This window comes from Terriglobia bacterium, assembly GCA_032252755.1.
Classification (GTDB): Bacteria; Acidobacteriota; Terriglobia; order Terriglobales; family Acidobacteriaceae; genus JAVUPY01.
This window is the reverse complement of sequence record JAVUPY010000015.1, coordinates 40583-57796: the sequence shown is the minus strand read 5'-3', so window position 1 is coordinate 57796 and position 17214 is coordinate 40583. Positions and strand designations below refer to the sequence as shown.

The following is a 17214-nucleotide window of genomic DNA, read 5'->3' as shown; positions in this document are numbered from 1 at the left end:
TACGAAGATTTCATGACCGGCTTTGTCACAAAAGAGGGCAAAATCTGGGGCCGCCCCGTCGGCGTAGCCGTCGCGAACGACGGCTCACTATTCGTGAGCGACGACGGCTCCAACTCCATCTGGCATGTGAGTTACCCCGGGAAGTAAATGCCGGACAACTGAGCACTTACTTCATTGTTGCTTGCATCAGTTTTAGGACGCCTGTTTCAGTCGTCCGAATGAAAGTGAATCCGTTTTGACGCGAGAAACAGACATCCATGTTACCGAGTTCTTCCGAAGGTTCATAAAGACCATATTCGTCGCCCGTGAAGCTGTTTAAAACCAGGTATTGTCTCTTCAGCATTTTGTTCCCTGAGCCTGGCTTTGGCAGAGTGCTCAGAGTCACCGACAACAGGCCCTCCGATAAGCGCAACTGGGTCGCTGCACTTCCAACCGGCTGGGAGAATCTCATGTGCCTCTGAATGGTGCCTGATGCCGACAACACGATGACCTCACCAGAGCGTAACAGGTATATTGTTCCACCTTCACCAACCGCTGCAGCTCCATCCATCAATTTGTCGTGTACGTCGCGCAATTCCACTTTGCCCTTCAATTCGCTGAACACTGTCTGAACTTTACCGGACGGAGCGAACAACGCTGCGTATGGCTTGCCTTGGATCGCACCTTTTGCACGTTTGTTGAAGTAGCCCACGACAACAACTGAACCGCTTTCAGAATCGGCGAAAGCATTTACTGTAACGTCTTCGGGAATCTCCAACGACGTCTCTGACGTTACACGGCCATCTCGCCCAAAAGTGAAAGCGAGCACTCCTTTGCGTGATTCAGCCAGTACCCTTAGGCTCCCTCCCGAACTCACTGAGAAACCGACAAATGCCGTTTTTTGGGCCATCTCATCCGGCAGCGAGAAGGTTTTACCGCGTCCGCCGTCAGCTGACAATTCAAAGATGTCGCTGCGGTTGTAAGTCAATCCCGGAGCGTGAAAGTAGAGATTACCGCTTCCATCGCACTGTACATCATCGGACCAACCAAACACTGGAACCTGAGTCAACGTGGTGGAAGATAAGGCAAGTGCCCTCGGCAAGGGCTCCGCCTTCGATTGCTGCTGACCCATTGCAGAAGCGAGCAGCGAAATCCAAAGAAAAGCTAGAGTTTCAAGCTTGTATCTCATCGTGACACCTTTTCTTGATTAGCGTGATAAGGGATGCTGTTTCAGCCAATCTGAAAATGAGATTGAACCCTCTTGGACCGGACAATTTGCTGCCGCTGCCACTTCGCTCGGTACGAGGATTGGAGATGGTTCACGATTTGTTGCCGCAGGCCGACTCGGAAGGCATGAACCAGCCGTAAATGCATAACAGTTCCTGCCGCAGTTTTCCGCCAAGTAAAGCGGATCACAGGTCCCGTCCAGACCTTGGCAGACGTGCCTTACCCAGTATCCTTGGCCACAGCACGCAGTAATCTTCAGAACCGGATCACCGGAAGTACACTGGCACACTGCCGAAACCGCGGTAGCAACCAGAAAGAGTATTAGCCAACATCCCATGCTTCGCATAACGCCTCCTTTTGGCGTGAGACTTTACTCCCTCAAGTCCTTTCGACGCAGGATATCGCTTATCTGATACGAAATCGGAACTTGGAGTTCTGGCCATACTGTGCAGTGTCATTTGCTGGGCTATGAGGCTCGAACAAGCCTATTGCAATCAATGTGCTGAAGCAGTCGACGATAACTTCACATCGAGGTTGGCTTTGGACTTGCCACTGGATCGCTGTAAGTCGGAATGGCAGAAAGCACTGGTGTCTGTTCCAACAGTGGAACAAGAAAACTTCTTGGGCTAAACCGTTCGCGCGACGGTATGAATGTTCTCATTACTCATCCCGAATCTCGACCTTCACAAGCTGGCTTTCGGCGATCTGAAAGTCCTCGACTTGCTTTCTCACGCTCCCGCCGCCTTTGCCTGCTCGCTGATCGTCAACTGAATCTGCTCCCGCTTCCGATTGAAAAACGCAAAGCTGACGAACCGTCTCTTCATCGTCTTCCGAATCGAACACACGCCCATCACCAACTCGCCATCTTCTTTCATCGAGCTCCAATCCAGCGGGCTCGGCTCCACCGTGTCCATCGGATGCGAATGAATTGTCCCCAGAATGTCGTACCGTTTTGTGTCCTCACCCTCGGTCATGGGATTGACATCGTCGTCAAGCGTGATGTCCCGTTCCGTCGCCTCATGCTCAATCGCCTGGAACGCAAACACCCGCGCCTGCCCCTCAACCGCGCGCCCCACCACCTGCTCCAGCAGCTCCAATGGGTACACCTGCAGTGCCCTCCGCTTGAACCCATCCAGCACCTTCCGGTCCACCACAACTTCCGTCAACTCTGCCATGCGTAGAAGATAGTCAATTGCCGTTCATTCGTCATTCCGAAATTCGTCATTCGTCATTTAACATCTTCCCATGTCCGTCCTTCTCGAAGTCTGCTGCGGCTCGCTCGACGACGCCATTGAAGCCGAACGCGGCGGAGCGCAACGCGTCGAACTCTGTTCCTGCCTCTTTCTCGGCGGCCTCACACCATCCATCGGCTCGATGATCGAGGCCCGACGTCGCCTGAAGATTCCAATCATCGCCATGGTACGTCCGCGCGGCGGCGGCTTCTGCTACACCGAAGCTGAATTCGCCGCCATGCAGCACGACGCCCGCGCCCTGCTCGACGCCGGCGCCGACGGCATCGTCTTCGGCATCCTCAACCGTGACGGAACCATCGACCTCGCGCGCAACCGCATTCTCCGCGACCTCACCGGGCGGCACGAATCCGTCTTCCACCGCGCCATCGACGTCACGCCCGACCCATTCAGCGCCCTCGAGCAACTCATCTCGCTCGGCTTCACCCGAGTCCTTACCAGCGGCCAGCAGGATACCGTTCCCGAAGGCCTCGATCTCATCCGCCGCCTCACGGAGCACGCCGCCCACCGCATCACGGTGATGCCCGGCGGCGGCATCAAGCCCTACGCAATTCCCGAAGTCCTGCGCGTTACGAAATGTCGCGAACTCCACGTTGCCGCGTGGAAACCCCAACACGATCCCTCCTGCGAATCCCGCCCAAACGTCACCTTCGGCGGCGCACTCTATCCGCCCGAGAATCGCTACGATGTGACCGATCGAGAGGTAATTGCAGGCATCGTGGAGACAGTAGCCAGCAGTAGGCCGTAGCGACATTATCGATCTGGCGATGGCTTGATTTGGGGTTCCACTCGCAACGCGCTACTCGCAACTCGCTACTTGTTTCCTACCATTCGCTGCAACCTCGCATCCGCATTTTCGTGACCGTTATCACACCATCGCGGACATCGCTCCTGCTACGATTCTTGCGGCGAATACTGCCTACATCATGCGAAAAGTCTCCCTGAAGCAATCGCTTCGCATCATCGCTCGCGGCTCGCGCAACTGGCTTACAACTCGACCGATCGTCCTCTCCTTCGAGGTCACCGACTCCTGCACCGCCTACTGCAAGCATTGCGACCACGGCGGCCCGCGCGACGAATCGCGCAACATGAAGCCCGCGGACTACAAGCGCTACATGAAGGTGCTGCGGCCGGCTGTCGTCCAGATCTCCGGCGGCGAACCGCTGATGCGCGAAGACGTCGTCGACATAGTACGCAACGTCAAGAACGGCGCCAGCATTCCCTACATCATCTTCGTCTCCAACTGGTCGCTCATGACCGAGGAGAAGTACCTCGCCCTCCGCGAAGCCGGCGTCGACCAGTTCTCCGTCTCCCTCGACTTCCCCGACGATCGCCACGACCAGTTCCGCGGACTTCCCGGACTCTACGACCACCTCAGCGAGGTCGTCCCCAAGCTGGCCAGGCACGGCTACGACGACATCGTCCTCAACTGCTGCATCCACAGCGAGAACCTGCCCTACATCAATGCCCTGGCCGACAAGGCGCGCGAATGGGGCGTCAACATCTGCTACAGCTCCTACTCCGCCAAGCGTACCGGCAACAAGGAACTTTCACCGCACCCCAACCAACTCGTGCAGCTCAACACCGAGTTCGATCGCATCAACACGCGCCGCGACGAAACCAACTGGATCGTCAGCGCGCCCACAACGCTGCACGAAACCCGCAAGTTCTTTCATGCCGGCAGAATGGGCGGTTGCAAGGCGGGACATCGATTCCTGGTAGTCCGCGCACACGGAACGCTGCAACCCTGCTCGATGATCTTCCAGCAGTACCCGCTCAATGAACAGGCGCGAATGGTGAAGGAATTTACGAATACGAATACGTGCGACCAGTGCTACGTCGCAATTCGGTCCAACCTCGACAAGAGCTTCCCGAAGCTTCTCTGGGAGAACGTCAGCAACTACCTGTCCTTCGCTAAATCGTAAGTCGATGTTGCTTTGAAGGGGCACGGCTTCTGCCGTGCCGTTCTGTTACTTTTCCCAGAAACCGTCATCCCGAGCGCAGCCGCACTGATCTCGGTGCCAAACCTCGTCATCCCGAGCGCAGCCGCGCCTTTGCGCGGCGGAGTCGAGGTGACCTGCATTTCTCCCTCTCGAATCCACTCGCTCTCACCGACATCCCCCTGTAGCATGATCATCGCGAGATGCTGAATCGAAAACAATCACGTTCTACCGGCACAGAACGCGACTCGGAAACCGGACTGGACTACTTCGGAGCCCGATACTACGGCAGCAACATGGGGCGGTTCACCAGCCCGGATCCACTCTCAAACAGTGCCGGGTGCCCCGTCCTGGCTTCGCCAGGGCGGGGTTGTTGTTTTTACTCTTTGATCGTGGGACTTTCGTTCTTCGGTTTACCCGATCTTCAGTTCTCCGCTTGCCCTAGTGGTCATGCTCCGAATTGGACGCCGTTTTAGTCCGCGACTCGCAACCCCGATAAGCGAACCCTCCCAGCGACACACGATACGTATGACTCTCGTCGTCGTAACGAATCCTGTAGGTGGTCGGATGATACCCGGCCGGCTCATAACACTTCGCCGCGGCAATCTGCACCGTTACATCCGGCTTGCTTTCCAGAAATGCCTTCGCGATCATCGGCTCGTAAAAAACCATTCGGCCCTGCCACGAACCGTGAATGAAGGTTTTCGTGAATGGCTTTCCATGTAATTCCTCGGCGTCGCCGTACACCCAGTGAACGCCCATGCGCGGAATTGGCGTCACCGGAGTCGCGGTCACGCATCCGGCTGGGAGTAGGTCCGGTGACGGCACCTGCTCTGCCTTTTTCATGTAGTCAGGATCGGCAGGGTCGATCGCGTTCCGCTCCGCAAGGCTGATCGTGTAGAAGTGAAAATCGAAGTGCGGCACGTCATAAACACCCGGAGGCTCGTGCCCGCCCGGATGCCAGTCCAGTTCCAGCACCTTGACGATTGAAGTTTCAGCTTCCGCTGGAAGCGGCAACAGGTATTCGGTCATCTTGTGCTCGTGCCCCGGCTGCCATTTTTCACCAGGCGGCATACTCCGCAAAGCTTCTTCGCTTAACTCAAAACCTATCTCGACCGGAACCCCTTCCTTCATGGTGAGATAGGAGCGCGCGGTGCCGGCGGCAACCGCCTGCGGTTCTCCGTAGAAGGTCCCGGAAACTTTCGATTTGGAATCGGCGAATACAGGCAGCGCAATCGCTACCACGGTGACCACTGTTAGGATCAACCGAACCCAAGGCCCTGTCGTGCTGGCGACACAATTCGCTTTCATTCTCTTTTTCTCCAGTTGGAAATCTACGGGCCTGTTATTCGGGCTCTGAGGTCGTCGGCCTGAAGCAACCAGTCTGGGCACACAAACACCTCCGCAGAGGCATACCCTGCCTGGCTGGCTGAATTGTTTTGGCAGAACTGCGGCCTCACCCGTGCAGGGACTTTAGCACAAAAGTGCGGGCCCGTGGGAATGGTCCTCGCACAGAGTCGTTAGGTCTTGTCTCACCCGTAAGTTCCTCGTCCTCTGGTTCGAACCATCTTCGATTGTTCGGTTGACCTAGCCGGAATGGTGCAGTTGATAAAATTCCGTCTCGTAGCAATCTTTCATTGCTCCGCTCTCGAGCAATTCGATCACAAATATTCCCTTATCCGTGATCTTCACGGTTGTACCTTTCCGCGTGATGACTCCCGCGTGCTCCAAAGCGCTGACCCAGTCTTCGAACTCGGCCCCATCGCATAGTTCGGGATACTTCCGCCCCAGGCGCCGGAATACAGGAGCAAGAGACGCCTCGCTCACCCCATACCTCCCTGACGATTGCAGCATCTTCAGCGCAGGGATTTGTGTTTGCCAGATCGTGGCAAATTCGCAGTCCAGGCTGGTGATGGAAAGGATGAATGGAAGTTTGCACTTCATTTCCGGCGGGCGAACTGTCTTGCTCGGTCGCAAAGCGACTCGAAATAGTACGACCACATAGAGCACGAGAGCGAACAGAAGCGCACATCCTGCAATGTTAGCCCAACTCATACAGCCCCCTTCCGGCCCTGCGATCCCGCTCAGGGGATCAGATCAACTGTCGCTCTGTAATGTCGCGATCTCCTCTTGAGTTTCTGGCAGGCACAAGAAAAGTTCCCCAAGCGTGCGCCCGCTCCTCCCCACCACCCTCGACAAGTGCTTCTGCCTTGATATGCCCCCGCCTCTTCTCCACCACCCATCCGTGAACTTGCAGTTGTTCGCCGGGTGCAATGCGATGCCGGAATCGCACTGTAAGCTCCGCGGTCAGCACCTCCCAGTCTCGGGCAATCACCGCTTTCGACATCGCCTCATCGAGCACAGCACCGACGATCCCGCCATGCACCGTCTCCTCGAAACTCTCCCACTGCCCCGTCGGCATCCAGTCAGCATGCGCTCCGGAGTGATCGATATTGAAGTGGAGATGAAGACCATTCGGATTCTCCGCCCCGCAGATCACGCATCGCGGATTCAGCCTGGCTTGCTTTCTGTGCGTGTCCCCGGCAATTTCGTTCTGGATTAATGTGCTCATCCTTCATCCATTTCAGTCGCCGGAATTTTCGGTCCCGCCGTAATTTCCCGACCCGATTTGCTCCGTTTCCACACCGGAAATACCGAAAGCACGAATATGCTGCCGATCGATATCATCGAACCGATACACAGCAAGCACCACACCACCAACACTCGCGCCTCGATGTATGCAAGATAAAGTGCGAACCCAAAGCCCACCAGCGACGCGAGCAGCCGCACAACCTGCCACCACCGGTTCGATAAGAACGACACTGCCGCGAGAAATACATATCCGAGCAAACCAATAAGCGCTACCGGAACACCCATGAACACCGAATAAATGCTGCGGTTCACCAGGTCGCAGTTGAACATCTCGCTCAGGTCGCAATATTCCGTCGCTGACGCGCTGTAGTGGTTCCACAGCGACACTCCCGACAGAATTCCCCCGGCACAACACAACAACACGATTGCAATCGTCAGTTTGTTCTTCATCGCAGCGGACATCCCGTTTTGTCGCTCAACGTTTGCAGCGACTGTGTGCCCACAAGGCGCTCTTCGCTGGCAAGAATCCACGTCGGCGTATATCGAATCATCTCGACTTGGCAATCGAACGTCATCTGACGGCTTCCCGGTATCGAGCACTCCACGTAAGGAACGTATTTAAAAGAGCTTCCGAAAAGGCGTTTCTGATCCTCGCAATGCGGACACAGGTGACTGCCGTACATCGTGACCTTCTTGCTCGCCAGGCATTTGGCGAAACGATCCAGGTCAGGTTTGTCCGCCGAATCGCCCACCGTGGAGAACGCACAAAGAACTACAATGAGACTCAACACCCTGACAACATTCCCACAACTCCTCGAGTTCGAATCACTCTCCTCTGCTCTCATCGTCCATTCCTTGCAGCTTTCTTTGAAAATGTCTTCATCGCATCGCCCAACCGCTCCATCACTTCGGCCCACTCGCCCAGGTGCGCGTGACCGGTCTTCGTCAGCGAATACACCCGGCGCGCCGGTCCCCCATTCTGCGTGTTCCACCTCGAAGTGACGTAGCCATTCGCCTCCAGTGTGCGCAACGTCCGGTACAGCGCCGCACGCTCCACCTGCGCGTCCGTCAACGCATGGTCGCCGAGACGCTCCGACAACTCATACCCGTATGAGTGCCCCTTCTCCTTCAGGATCAGCAGCAACACCGGCTCGATGAACCGGTAAATGTTCCCCATCGCGCACGTGCACGGGTGATCGGCTCCGTGCCGCGGACATCCGCGTCTAGGCATTTGCACCGCCTTTACTGCCGCCAACTCGAACCATCGTCATCGGCGTCATACTTGTATTTGACATTTAGGTGTATATTACACCTTAGGTACAAACGATCAATAGGAATCGCACTTATTCCGGGAAGAAGGGTTTAAATGAAAGTAGCAGTTGCAACCACGGATGGAACTTTGCTCTCGCAGCATTTCGGGCGAAGCATGGGATTCGTGATTTTTGATGTTGAAGGCAAGGACTTCCACCGGCGCGAGCTTCGCGCCAACAACCACACGCCGCACGCCCAGGGTCAGTGCGGGCACCACGACGGACAGCATCATGGCGAGCATCAGGGAACGCATCACCACAACAGCATCGTCGAATTGCTCTCCGACTGTAGCTTCGTCCTCTGCGGCGGCATGGGCGCCGGAGCCGTCAGCGCTCTTCGCGCCAACGGCATCCAGCCTGTCATGGTCCGAGGCGCGCACTCCGTCGAAGACGCCATGACGGCTCACCTCAAAGGCAATGCCGCCATAATGGAAACTGGCGCTTGCGACCACTCACACGCCTAGCGTGACGAACCTTTTGTGCCCACGTTCGCGTCCCGCGGTTGGACGCTAACGTGGGCAGGCACACATCCAACATTTCTGGTTCATCCTCCTTCGCGGCCGTAGTATCTTGCCCGAAGTAGTCGAGTCCGCTTTCGCGTCACGTTCTTTGCCCGTAGAACTTGATTGGCAACTGCAAGCATCGGAATTTGCTCAATCGTTCATGACTTTTCCCATTTTTGAACTCGACGAAACTTCTTCATCCCAAACCGCCGAAACCCTTGACCTCACCATTTACAATAGTTCTGGACACAGTCCTTCCAGCGGCGCCCCCAGCGGGCGCCGTCAGTATTTGTGCCCCACCCTTCTCGCGCAGCGAGGGGTGGGGTTGTTCGCTCTTTCACAACCCGCGCACCTGTCGAAATCATCAGCCTCCCAGGGTTCCCCGGCGCGTTCAGCGCTGGGGTGATCTGAGCCCCGCTGCGGAAATTCCGAGCGTAAAGATATCTCGTTTCCTGGGCTACCTCCAGCCGTGCTTCGGACTCGCTCTCCGGTCTTTACTGATTTGGTTTTTCGCTTTCACTGAGAACTGAGAACCGGCCTTTTGCGACCTGAGACTTGCGACTGGCGACGAAACAATGTCCTGTCCGACAACACGCAGCGAAAAACACATTTTTCGCACGCAAATTCCTGCAAACAAACGCCGGCGGGGTATTTTCAGATTTAAATTCTTTGTTCTCAGCGCGCTACACGGAAAATTTCCGTAAGTGACTGAAAACAGGCGAAGCCCAATATAGGGGGTCGGTCCAGACAAAAGCCCCGCCCTGGCGAAGCGAGGACGGGGAGTTAGAGCTGGGACTACGGACCCGCAAGGACAGAAAGAGCCTTCGGTTCACATGTGCGGAAGCTGGTTGTCGGTTCCGCGGGGACCCTTGACGAAGACCTGAAGCGAGTAAGTCGACGCGGTGTGATCCTGGTATCCAAAGAACGGGGGAACCCAACCGGAGCAGGATTCATCGCCCCAGTCGACCTGCACGGTCGAACCGTTCAAGTTCACATTCCATTGGCCGTAATCTTCCCGTGAAGTCACAACGCCAAAACAGTTCGTCGGATAGTTCTCCCACATCACCGAATCCACGACCCAGCCCGGTGGCAGCTTGCTGAAGTCGAAGTAATCGGTCGCGGTCTTGGAGAATTTCTCGTTCAGTCCGCGGGTGACATAGATCGACGAGTTCCGCGCGTCGCTTGGGATCGTGAGGTTCGTCGTCGGGATCGGCGAATCGCTGGTAGGAGACGCCTTCCAGCCCCAATGGTGGACGCCGTTCACGGAGTAATCCAGCTTTCGCCATCCGGGAGGAACGTACTTGAGCAGGATGGGCTTGTCGACTCGCGCAGCGTAGAACTTGTAGCCGGTAGCTTGAGCCTCCTTGCCGTCGGCGCGATGGACGACCAGAGTCAGGTTCGACATGTCACCGACGCCGCTGATGTTCTCGCCCAGTTTGAGGACGATCATGCTGTCGCTCCACTCCTCGATGCCGAAGTCGGCGTGGAAGCCGGCGGTGTAGATCCATGCCTTGTTGCCGGCGACGGCGTCGCCGAAGTTGCAGCCATGAATGGTGTAGAGGTTGTATTCGGGAATGGGCGTGAAGGTCATCGACTGGCCAGGACCGCTCATCTTGCCGATGGCGACCTGGCCGTTGGAGAACGGACATGCGCTGATATGCGTGTTGTTCGATATCGTAGCGTAGCGCGAAGCGCCTGTCCTTTGGCTTTGCACCGTTCCCGGTCCGATTTGCGACGGAGCAGGCGGCATGGTAGCCGAGGTGCGGGTGTTGGAGGCGCCGACCATACGAGAGTTCAGCGTCCCCGTTTGCGGTTGGACCGCGATGGGCGTTTTTTGCATGCGGGCAGCGCGAATCTGCATCAGGTCCGTGTTGGCCGATTGTTTCTGCAGCGAGAGCTGGCTGAACAGCGACATTTGGGCGGACGATGCAGCGAGATTCCGGATGGTGCGGGCGCTGCCGTTCGCGGGTAAGTAATGTGCTTGAGCCGCCAATTTCTCGTAATCGGCTTCGCTGGTGATCATGCGAAGGTTCGCAGGCGGAGTCCGCGAGATGGTCGCAGAGCTGCGCTGCGGTGCGGTTGAGCCCTTCAATACCTGTGCGAATGCGGGAGCGCTACACGACAGGAGCACAATTCCGATCACTGGAAAGATCGCCCTGGCCGCTCGAGTTGAATTCTTCATGGTTCCTCCCCTCATGGAGATGGAATAACCGGGGGCGGCGGGAGAGTCAAAGGACTCGTCGCGGATTCATTTATGACTCGCTATGTGTATGACTGGCCTGGGTTTGTGTCGGACTGTGACTCACAACCCCAGCGACCAGCTTCAGGTGAAGAGATTAGCGCCGGGCGGCGGAGACGCTGGAGGCGAGGTCGCGGAGAGAATCGAAGAGGCGTTCGCGCGAGCTGCTGAGGCCGGCAAGCGCCGAGAGAGGCAGGGTCGCCGAGAAGTTTGGTGAGTTGCGGTGGAAAGAGACGGAGATCAGGTCGGAGTCGCGGGCATTGGCGAGCGACTGAACGGAACTGGCGACGTCGCGCTGCCAGTCGCGGCGGCTGGTCAGGATGAAAGGCCCGAGCCGGTGCAAGTGGACGACTGAGCCCTTTGGCAATCGGCGCGTTATTCCAAGTTTCGTGGACTTGAGTTTCGCGACACGACGCTGATTCCGGATTTCGAGATTGAACTGCGGCGGACAGAGCAGGTTCGCGTCGAAGGTAAACGTCTCGCGCTCGCGACGCAGGCGCGAAACGATCCAACCGAGCGGCCGTTGCAGCGGATACATTCGGATGGTCACGGTTGAATTGGTGAACGCGCACGCAGTGAGACGCAGCCGGACCTGCAACTGGGAAGCTGACTGCCACTTGACGCCGCAAACGTGTCCGTAAGCGGAAAAGGTGTTCTCGATATTCGAGAGCAGTTTCCGCCCGCGACGACGGTTCCAGCGCAGACACAAGCTGTACCAGAGCAAGACCAGAAGACCGACGACGACGATGTCAAGACCGACTGTCCACCACATCTTGTCGCCCTGAATTGCTGAGATGCGGCGGCACTGCAATCCGATGTCAAAAAGTTGCTGTGGAAACCAGCCGCAAAAAACCCGCCCTTGCGGGCGGGTAGTTGGCAGCCCTTTCGGGCATTTGGGGGAGTACGAGAAGACTACTGTTGAGCTGTAGTTGGAGCTTGAGCCGGGGCCTGCGCTTCCTGCGCACCCACGACGTTGGTCATCAGCTTCACGTCGACGCGGCGGTTCTCGGCGCGGCCTTCGCGGGTGTTGTTCTTCGCCACCGGCTTATCCTTGCCGAGGCCGATAACGTAGATCTTGTGAGCCGGGACCTGGTGCTCGGCAGCCAGATATTGGATGACGGCACGGGCGCGACGCTGGCTGAGCTGGTAGTTGTAGTCAGACGGACCGACCGAGTCGGTGTTGCCATCCACGGCCACGATGTAACCCTTGGTGTTCGGGATCTCGGCGGCGAGTTTGTCGAGGGCGTCCTTGGCCTTCTGGGTCAAGTCAGCCTTGTCGAAACCGAAGTGAACGGTGGTTTCGACTACGGCGTGATAATTGTCGAGGTTGGCGACCTGGTTGGACAGCGTATTAACGCCGGTCATTGCCGTGTTGGCAGCCTGGCTGGCCTGATCGGCCGACTGCTGGGCGGCCTGGGCTTTCTGATCGGCAGCGGCGGACTTTGAGTTCACGTCATTGAGACCCTGCGTGGTGCGGGCGTCCAAGTCCTTGATGCCGCGGGTCGTCTTGGCCGTGAGATCATCTAATTCATTAGTCTTGTTGATGAGAGGCGCGGTTTCGCGCGCGACGGTCTTCTTGGTTGTGCATCCGGCGGTGAACGCCAGAGTACCCGTCAGGATGATGGCTGCTGCCACAGGAAAACGCTTCATGTCTGGGCTCCTTGCTTGCCCGGAGAACCGGGCGGCTACGGATGTCTTGGCAGCTCGAACCCTTGGGAGCCGTCCGCCTAACAGGGCGGCACAGTCGAGCGTTGCCTGCTCTGGATAGAGCACGGCAGTTGCCAATCGGGTGATTTCTACGGGAGCGCTAAGCTGCTTCTTTCCAATCAGTTGGCTGGATGTGGAACCCTGACCGCCGGGCTTGAGCGGTTTGGACGGAGCATTCCGGGACGGCAGGATGGATTTTTTACCTGTTGTTCCTGGAAGGAAGGTGGACGCGAACGGCGGTTTTTACCTTTGCTGCCCGGGAGTAAGCTGGGTGCAAGGTACCGGGTTCCGGGTTCCATGTACCGGAAACTGATTTGAGATGGACCTTCACGAGAAAATACGGACGCTGCCGACGCGGCCCGGCGTTTACATGTACAAGAATGCCGAGGGCAAGGTCATTTACGTCGGAAAGGCGAAGAGCCTGAAGGCACGCGTGCGGTCGTATTTTGTCGAAGGGGCGGCCGAGGACGCGAAGACCGGATCGCTGCTGCGGGAGGCGGTCGATGTCGAGTACATCGTGGTCGACAACGAGCACGAGGCGCTGGCGCTCGAGAACAACCTCATAAAACAGAAGAAGCCCCGGTACAACATCCTCCTCAGGGACGACAAGAGTTACCCGTCGATCAAACTGACGGTTGGCGAGCGGTATCCGCGGGTGTATGTCACGCGTCGGCTGCGGAAGGATGGATCGCTCTACTTTGGACCGTACTTCCCTGCCTCCCTGGCGTACCGGATCGTCGATCTCATTCACAGGCATTTCCTCGTGCCGTCGTGCACCGTGGATTTGAATAAGGATCATCCGAGGCCGTGCTTGCAGTACTACATCAAGCGGTGCCTGGGGCCTTGCGTTGCGGGGCTAACTACGCCGGAAGCGTATGGCGAGGCGGTACATGACGTTCGCATGTTCCTTGAGGGGAGGCATGGGGACCTGTCGAAGTCGCTGGAAGAGAGAATGATGTCGGCGGCGGAGAATCAGCAGTATGAACTGGCGGCGAAGTATCGGGACCTGATCACGACAGTCGAGAATGTTCAGGACAAGCAGCGGATCGCGACGTCGGAGAACGACGATGCGGACGTGCTTGGGTACCACTATGAGAATCACATGCTGGCTGTGAACTTGTTTCATATGCGCGGCGGCAAGGTGCTCGATCGGCGGGAGTTCTTCTGGGAAGACTTGGGCGAGTTGGAGTTGAGTGCGACGTTCGATGTCGGCGAGTTCTTCTCAACCCTCCTGAAGCAGCTTTACCTCGACCAGCAATATGTGCCGCGACAGGTTTACATTCCGGTGGATTTCGAAGATCGCGCGGCGCTGGAGGATTTGCTCAGCGAAAAACGCGGACAGCGGGTTCACATCATCGTTCCGCAGAAGGGCGAGAAGAGGTCGCTCGTCGATCTGGTCGGCTCGAATGCGAAGCAGTCGTACGATCAGCGCTTCCGGGTAATGAAGCCGCGGACGGATGTTCTGAAGTCGGTGCTGCAGGACGTGTTCATGCTGCCGGAGTTGCCGAAGCGGATTGAGTGCTTCGATATTTCGCATATCCAGGGAGCGGAGACGGTTGCGAGCATGGTGGTGTGGGAAGACGGGAAGATGCGCAACTCCGAGTACCGGAAATTCATGATCAAGGGCGTGATGGGCGTGGACGATTTCGCGTCGATGCGCGAGGTCGTCGGCCGGCGGTACAAGCGGGTGCTGGAAGACAAGAAGCCGATGCCATCCCTAATTCTGATTGACGGCGGCGTAGGGCAACTGCATTCGGCGGCTGAGGCGCTGGAGTCGCTCGGGATTATCAATCAGCCGCTGGCGTCAATCGCGAAGCGCGAAGAGATCCTTTATCTATACGGGCAGGAGGACGATCCCATCGTCCTTGACCGGCACTCGCCGGCGCTGCACCTGATCCAGCAGGTTCGAGACGAAGCTCATCGATTCGCCGTGACGTATCACCGCAAGCGCCGCGAGATTCGCGACAGACATAGCGAACTGCTCGATATTCCAGGGATCGGGGATACGACGCGGACGAGACTACTGCAACACTTCGGATCACTCGAAGCGGTGCGAAATGCGAATACCACGGCGCTCGGTGCGGTGGTGAATTCAAAGCAGGCACAGGCGATCTGGGGCCACTTCCATAGTCTTGAGGAGCCTGCCGAAGACCACAAGTAAGCCAACTTCTAAGGTGTCGGGTTTCCGCGACCCGGATGCCGAAGGAGCATGAGACCGACTTTTCTAGAGTCGTGACTTATGATTTTCGGTAGGGCCAACTGGTCAGAACACGGAAGCGGCATCGTGCTACGCCCAGACCGGGGTCGATGAGGAGGGGAACGCGGTTATCGAACCAACGTGCTCCGTCCCAATGCCGAAGGCGAAGCGTACCTATGACGCGATGGAACTTTCTGTATCGAAGCGATTCGGAGGCGGATGGTTGTTCAATGCCAGCTATGTGTACAGCAGGCTATACGGCAACTATTCCGGTCTACAGAGCACGGACGAAGTACTACCTTCGACTTACGGCTTCTCATACGGCGGTAACCAGTCGTTCTTTGGCCAAACCTACCGTCCGGGTGGCAACGCTAACCGCTACTTCGATCTCGACCAGACATTCTTTGACGCACATGGAAACGCGAACATCCTGGGTCCATTGCCTACGGATCGTCCGCATGTGTTCAAGATATATGGCGCCAAGGAGTTCAAGTTCGGAACCGAAGTGGGTTCGTTCTTCACCGCGACGAGTGGAGTGCCGATCACGACTAACGTCTGGACCACGCGTTCAGTCGGTATGTATGTTGAGGGCCGAGGCGATGCGGGTCGCGAACCGATATTCAACCAAACGGACCTGATGGTGGCACACACATTCAAGATCGGCCAGAGCGAAACGAAGCGCTTGCGATTCGAGTTCAACGTCAGCAATCTCTTCGACCAGAAGACGAACGTCTGGACGTACCGGTTCTACAACAACCGTTTGCACCGGACCTCGACAGGACTGGCGCTGAACAACATCGACTTGAGAAATGGCTTCGATTGGGAAGGGCTGCTGGCATCGCAGGCTGCCGCGCGCGGCCAAGCCGTCGATCTTGATCCCCGTTATGGCCAGGCTGCCCAGTTTAATCCGGGGTTCCAGGGCCGTCTACTGATCAAGTACACCTTCTGATTCCTGAGTGACTCGTCGGGGCTGCTTCGGCAGCCCCCCTTTTTTTGGACCTGGTTTTCGCAAAGCAACCAACACCAGAACTCCTCTGAGCTGCACTTCCCTGCTGATGGGCCCCAATGTCCTTTGACAACCTGAGCCGGCATGCCGGAATATATGTCGTATACGACGCGTCGTATACGACGTGCTGAGGAGTAAGTGCAATGCACCCTGGATCGTTACTGCCTTTCGAGATTGCGTGGATCATTTTTGGCATGGTTTGGGCGCTGGCTGCGATTTCGGTGAAGCCGGTCGAGCGGGCTGAGTCGGCGAGGTCTCGCATGTTTCACGTCATAACCAATGGGCTGGCGTTCGTGCTGATCTTCTGGGAACACGCGCGTCTTGGGCCGCTGGACATGAGAGTTGTGCCTCTGACCACCGGGTTCGAAGTTACCGGGGTCGCGCTCACCTACGCAGGAATAGGGTTCGCGATCTGGGCGCGGTTTTATCTCGGAGGAAACTGGAGCGGCCGCGTAACGCTTAAGCAGGATCACACGCTCATCCAGTCGGGACCATATTCGATTGTTCGCCACCCGATTTACACAGGCATGGTGCTGGCGGCGCTCGGAACCGCGATCGGCATTGGACGTCTGCGGTGCTTCGTAGGCGTTGCGCTTGCGTTCGTAAGCTGGCTGGTGAAATCCAGAACTGAGGAAGCGTTGCTGATAACCAAGTTCGGGGAGAGATACGAAGAGTATCGGAGGCATGTGAAGGCGATCATACCGTTTGTTTATTGACTGTCGAAATGACGGATGAAAAGACGGAAAAGCAAAACCAAAACAGAGATTACGGCGATGAAAAAGAAGTCCGACATGTCTCAGATGGCGCAGGAGTTGGATCGGGACTTGAGGGCGATTCGTCGGATATTGCGAAGGCCCGTGGAACAGGTGGTCGCGCGCGGCGAATTGACGGGGCCGCAGTTCAATGCGATGCGCCTGTTGGCGAGGTCCGAGGGAATGAGCCTAAAGGAGCTGAGCGCGCAGCTTGGGCTTGCGCACAGCACCGTGTCGGGGGTGGTCGATCGGCTTGAGAAGAAAGGCATGGTGGAACGCAAAATCGACGACAAAGATCAGCGCTTCAGCCGAATTGTGATCTCGAAGGTCGTTCGCGAGTATCTGAAAAACGAGTGGCCGAAGCTGGAAGTGACTCCGCTGGCAGAGGCGTTGCGGAAGGCATCGCCAAAGGAGCGAGAGGCGGCAATCGTCGGGGTGGGGACGCTAAGGAAGTTGCTGGAGAATAGCTAACCAGGAACGGCAAGAAGAGGCACGAAGAAAAGCCGAATCCG

Annotated in this window: 21 protein-coding genes; 9 read left to right on the top strand and 12 right to left on the bottom strand. The window is 57.1% G+C overall.

Annotation, left to right across the window (positions count from 1 at the left end; genetic code table 11):
- Positions 1 to 147 (top strand): sorbosone dehydrogenase family protein (locus tag ROO76_02710; GenBank protein ID MDT8067057.1); only part of this gene is annotated, 147 nt, incomplete at its 5' end.
- A gap of 19 nt (positions 148 to 166) precedes the next feature.
- Here ROO76_02710 and ROO76_02705 read toward each other — a convergent pair.
- The gene (locus ROO76_02705; protein MDT8067056.1) at positions 167 to 1168 is read right to left on the bottom strand and encodes a hypothetical protein; all 1002 of its coding nucleotides are present in this window, start codon (positions 1166 to 1168) and stop codon (positions 167 to 169) included.
- 766 nt (positions 1169 to 1934) lie between these two features.
- Positions 1935 to 2381 carry a Mov34/MPN/PAD-1 family protein gene (locus tag ROO76_02700; protein ID MDT8067055.1) on the bottom strand — a complete coding sequence of 149 codons (447 nt, stop codon included), beginning with the start codon at positions 2379 to 2381 and terminating at the stop codon, positions 1935 to 1937.
- Between the two features lie 70 nt (positions 2382 to 2451).
- On the opposite strand from ROO76_02700, the gene ROO76_02695 reads away from it, so the two are divergent.
- Together ROO76_02695 and ROO76_02690 are read left to right on the top strand one after the other, a co-directional pair.
- Positions 2452 to 3204, top strand: a complete 753-nt coding sequence (locus tag ROO76_02695) for a copper homeostasis protein CutC (GenBank protein ID MDT8067054.1) — start codon at positions 2452 to 2454, stop codon at positions 3202 to 3204.
- 178 nt (positions 3205 to 3382) lie between these two features.
- Positions 3383 to 4381, top strand: a complete 999-nt coding sequence (locus ROO76_02690; GenBank protein MDT8067053.1) for a radical SAM protein — start codon at positions 3383 to 3385, stop codon at positions 4379 to 4381.
- Here ROO76_02690 and ROO76_02685 read toward each other — a convergent pair.
- A complete protein-coding gene (locus tag ROO76_02685) occupies positions 4357 to 4593 on the bottom strand; it encodes a hypothetical protein (GenBank protein ID MDT8067052.1) in 237 nt (78 codons plus the stop codon). The two genes, ROO76_02690 and ROO76_02685, sit on opposite strands and share 25 nt — an antisense overlap.
- A gap of 6 nt (positions 4594 to 4599) precedes the next feature.
- Here ROO76_02685 and ROO76_02680 point away from each other — a divergent pair, with 6 nt between their 5' ends.
- Positions 4600 to 4872, top strand: a complete 273-nt coding sequence (locus ROO76_02680) for an RHS repeat-associated core domain-containing protein (protein MDT8067051.1) — start codon at positions 4600 to 4602, stop codon at positions 4870 to 4872.
- Here the strand turns inward: ROO76_02680 and ROO76_02675 are convergent.
- The 6 genes from ROO76_02675 to ROO76_02650 form a co-directional block, all read right to left on the bottom strand.
- Entirely contained in the window at positions 4838 to 5707 is an 870-nt protein-coding gene (locus tag ROO76_02675; protein ID MDT8067050.1) for a DUF5602 domain-containing protein, read from the bottom strand. The genes ROO76_02680 and ROO76_02675 overlap by 35 nt on opposite strands.
- Before the next feature lie 276 nt (positions 5708 to 5983).
- Entirely contained in the window at positions 5984 to 6451 is a 468-nt protein-coding gene (locus ROO76_02670; GenBank protein MDT8067049.1) for a hypothetical protein, read from the bottom strand.
- A 37-nt stretch (positions 6452 to 6488) separates the two neighbouring features.
- Complete coding sequence (locus tag ROO76_02665) at positions 6489 to 6968, bottom strand: PaaI family thioesterase (protein MDT8067048.1); 480 nt, start codon at positions 6966 to 6968, stop codon at positions 6489 to 6491.
- Positions 6965 to 7438, bottom strand: coding sequence for a vitamin K epoxide reductase family protein (locus tag ROO76_02660; protein ID MDT8067047.1), 474 nt, complete (start codon positions 7436 to 7438; stop codon positions 6965 to 6967). The genes ROO76_02665 and ROO76_02660 overlap by 4 nt, the downstream gene beginning before the upstream one ends.
- The gene (locus ROO76_02655) at positions 7435 to 7776 is read right to left on the bottom strand and encodes a hypothetical protein (GenBank protein MDT8067046.1); all 342 of its coding nucleotides are present in this window, start codon (positions 7774 to 7776) and stop codon (positions 7435 to 7437) included. Before ROO76_02655 ends, ROO76_02660 begins: the two co-directional genes overlap by 4 nt.
- A 53-nt stretch (positions 7777 to 7829) precedes the next feature.
- Positions 7830 to 8219, bottom strand: coding sequence for a helix-turn-helix transcriptional regulator (locus tag ROO76_02650; GenBank protein MDT8067045.1), 390 nt, complete (start codon positions 8217 to 8219; stop codon positions 7830 to 7832).
- A 135-nt stretch (positions 8220 to 8354) separates the two neighbouring features.
- On the opposite strand from ROO76_02650, the gene ROO76_02645 reads away from it, so the two are divergent.
- On the top strand, positions 8355 to 8762 hold the full coding sequence (locus tag ROO76_02645) for a NifB/NifX family molybdenum-iron cluster-binding protein (GenBank protein ID MDT8067044.1): 408 nt from the start codon (positions 8355 to 8357) through the stop codon (positions 8760 to 8762).
- Positions 8763 to 9630: 868 nt separating this feature from the next.
- Here ROO76_02645 and ROO76_02640 read toward each other — a convergent pair.
- The 3 genes from ROO76_02640 to ROO76_02630 form a co-directional block, all read right to left on the bottom strand.
- Positions 9631 to 10983 carry a hypothetical protein gene (locus ROO76_02640; protein ID MDT8067043.1) on the bottom strand — a complete coding sequence of 451 codons (1353 nt, stop codon included), beginning with the start codon at positions 10981 to 10983 and terminating at the stop codon, positions 9631 to 9633.
- Positions 10984 to 11137: 154 nt separating this feature from the next.
- A complete protein-coding gene (locus tag ROO76_02635) occupies positions 11138 to 11812 on the bottom strand; it encodes a hypothetical protein (protein MDT8067042.1) in 675 nt (224 codons plus the stop codon).
- Between the two features lie 140 nt (positions 11813 to 11952).
- Positions 11953 to 12690, bottom strand: a complete 738-nt coding sequence (locus ROO76_02630; protein MDT8067041.1) for an OmpA family protein — start codon at positions 12688 to 12690, stop codon at positions 11953 to 11955.
- Positions 12691 to 13066: 376 nt separating this feature from the next.
- Between ROO76_02630 and uvrC the strand changes: the two genes are divergently transcribed.
- The 4 genes from uvrC (at position 13067) to ROO76_02610 (ending at position 17173) form a co-directional block, all read left to right on the top strand.
- Complete coding sequence (gene uvrC, locus ROO76_02625; protein MDT8067040.1) at positions 13067 to 14908, top strand: excinuclease ABC subunit UvrC; 1842 nt, start codon at positions 13067 to 13069, stop codon at positions 14906 to 14908.
- Between the two features lie 190 nt (positions 14909 to 15098).
- A complete protein-coding gene (locus ROO76_02620; GenBank protein ID MDT8067039.1) occupies positions 15099 to 15893 on the top strand; it encodes a hypothetical protein in 795 nt (264 codons plus the stop codon).
- 200 nt (positions 15894 to 16093) lie between these two features.
- Complete coding sequence (locus tag ROO76_02615; protein ID MDT8067038.1) at positions 16094 to 16666, top strand: isoprenylcysteine carboxylmethyltransferase family protein; 573 nt, start codon at positions 16094 to 16096, stop codon at positions 16664 to 16666.
- 57 nt (positions 16667 to 16723) lie between these two features.
- On the top strand, positions 16724 to 17173 hold the full coding sequence (locus ROO76_02610) for a MarR family transcriptional regulator (protein ID MDT8067037.1): 450 nt from the start codon (positions 16724 to 16726) through the stop codon (positions 17171 to 17173).
- Positions 17174 to 17214 lie beyond the last annotated feature (41 nt).

Coding starts and splice junctions, on each gene's coding strand:
- ROO76_02705 (MDT8067056.1), bottom strand. CDS start 1,168: ATGAGATACAAGCTTGAAACTCTAGCTTTTCTTTGGATTTCGCTGCTC.
- ROO76_02700 (MDT8067055.1), bottom strand. CDS start 2,381: ATGGCAGAGTTGACGGAAGTTGTGGTGGACCGGAAGGTGCTGGATGGG.
- ROO76_02695 (MDT8067054.1), top strand. CDS start 2,452: ATGTCCGTCCTTCTCGAAGTCTGCTGCGGCTCGCTCGACGACGCCATT.
- ROO76_02690 (MDT8067053.1), top strand. CDS start 3,383: ATGCGAAAAGTCTCCCTGAAGCAATCGCTTCGCATCATCGCTCGCGGC.
- ROO76_02685 (MDT8067052.1), bottom strand. CDS start 4,593: ATGATCATGCTACAGGGGGATGTCGGTGAGAGCGAGTGGATTCGAGAG.
- ROO76_02680 (MDT8067051.1), top strand. CDS start 4,600: ATGCTGAATCGAAAACAATCACGTTCTACCGGCACAGAACGCGACTCG.
- ROO76_02675 (MDT8067050.1), bottom strand. CDS start 5,707: ATGAAAGCGAATTGTGTCGCCAGCACGACAGGGCCTTGGGTTCGGTTG.
- ROO76_02670 (MDT8067049.1), bottom strand. CDS start 6,451: ATGAGTTGGGCTAACATTGCAGGATGTGCGCTTCTGTTCGCTCTCGTG.
- ROO76_02665 (MDT8067048.1), bottom strand. CDS start 6,968: ATGAGCACATTAATCCAGAACGAAATTGCCGGGGACACGCACAGAAAG.
- ROO76_02660 (MDT8067047.1), bottom strand. CDS start 7,438: ATGAAGAACAAACTGACGATTGCAATCGTGTTGTTGTGTTGTGCCGGG.
- ROO76_02650 (MDT8067045.1), bottom strand. CDS start 8,219: ATGCCTAGACGCGGATGTCCGCGGCACGGAGCCGATCACCCGTGCACG.
- ROO76_02645 (MDT8067044.1), top strand. CDS start 8,355: ATGAAAGTAGCAGTTGCAACCACGGATGGAACTTTGCTCTCGCAGCAT.
- ROO76_02640 (MDT8067043.1), bottom strand. CDS start 10,983: ATGAAGAATTCAACTCGAGCGGCCAGGGCGATCTTTCCAGTGATCGGA.
- ROO76_02635 (MDT8067042.1), bottom strand. CDS start 11,812: ATGTGGTGGACAGTCGGTCTTGACATCGTCGTCGTCGGTCTTCTGGTC.
- ROO76_02630 (MDT8067041.1), bottom strand. CDS start 12,690: ATGAAGCGTTTTCCTGTGGCAGCAGCCATCATCCTGACGGGTACTCTG.
- uvrC (MDT8067040.1), top strand. CDS start 13,067: ATGGACCTTCACGAGAAAATACGGACGCTGCCGACGCGGCCCGGCGTT.
- ROO76_02620 (MDT8067039.1), top strand. CDS start 15,099: ATGCCGAAGGCGAAGCGTACCTATGACGCGATGGAACTTTCTGTATCG.
- ROO76_02615 (MDT8067038.1), top strand. CDS start 16,094: ATGCACCCTGGATCGTTACTGCCTTTCGAGATTGCGTGGATCATTTTT.
- ROO76_02610 (MDT8067037.1), top strand. CDS start 16,724: ATGAAAAAGAAGTCCGACATGTCTCAGATGGCGCAGGAGTTGGATCGG.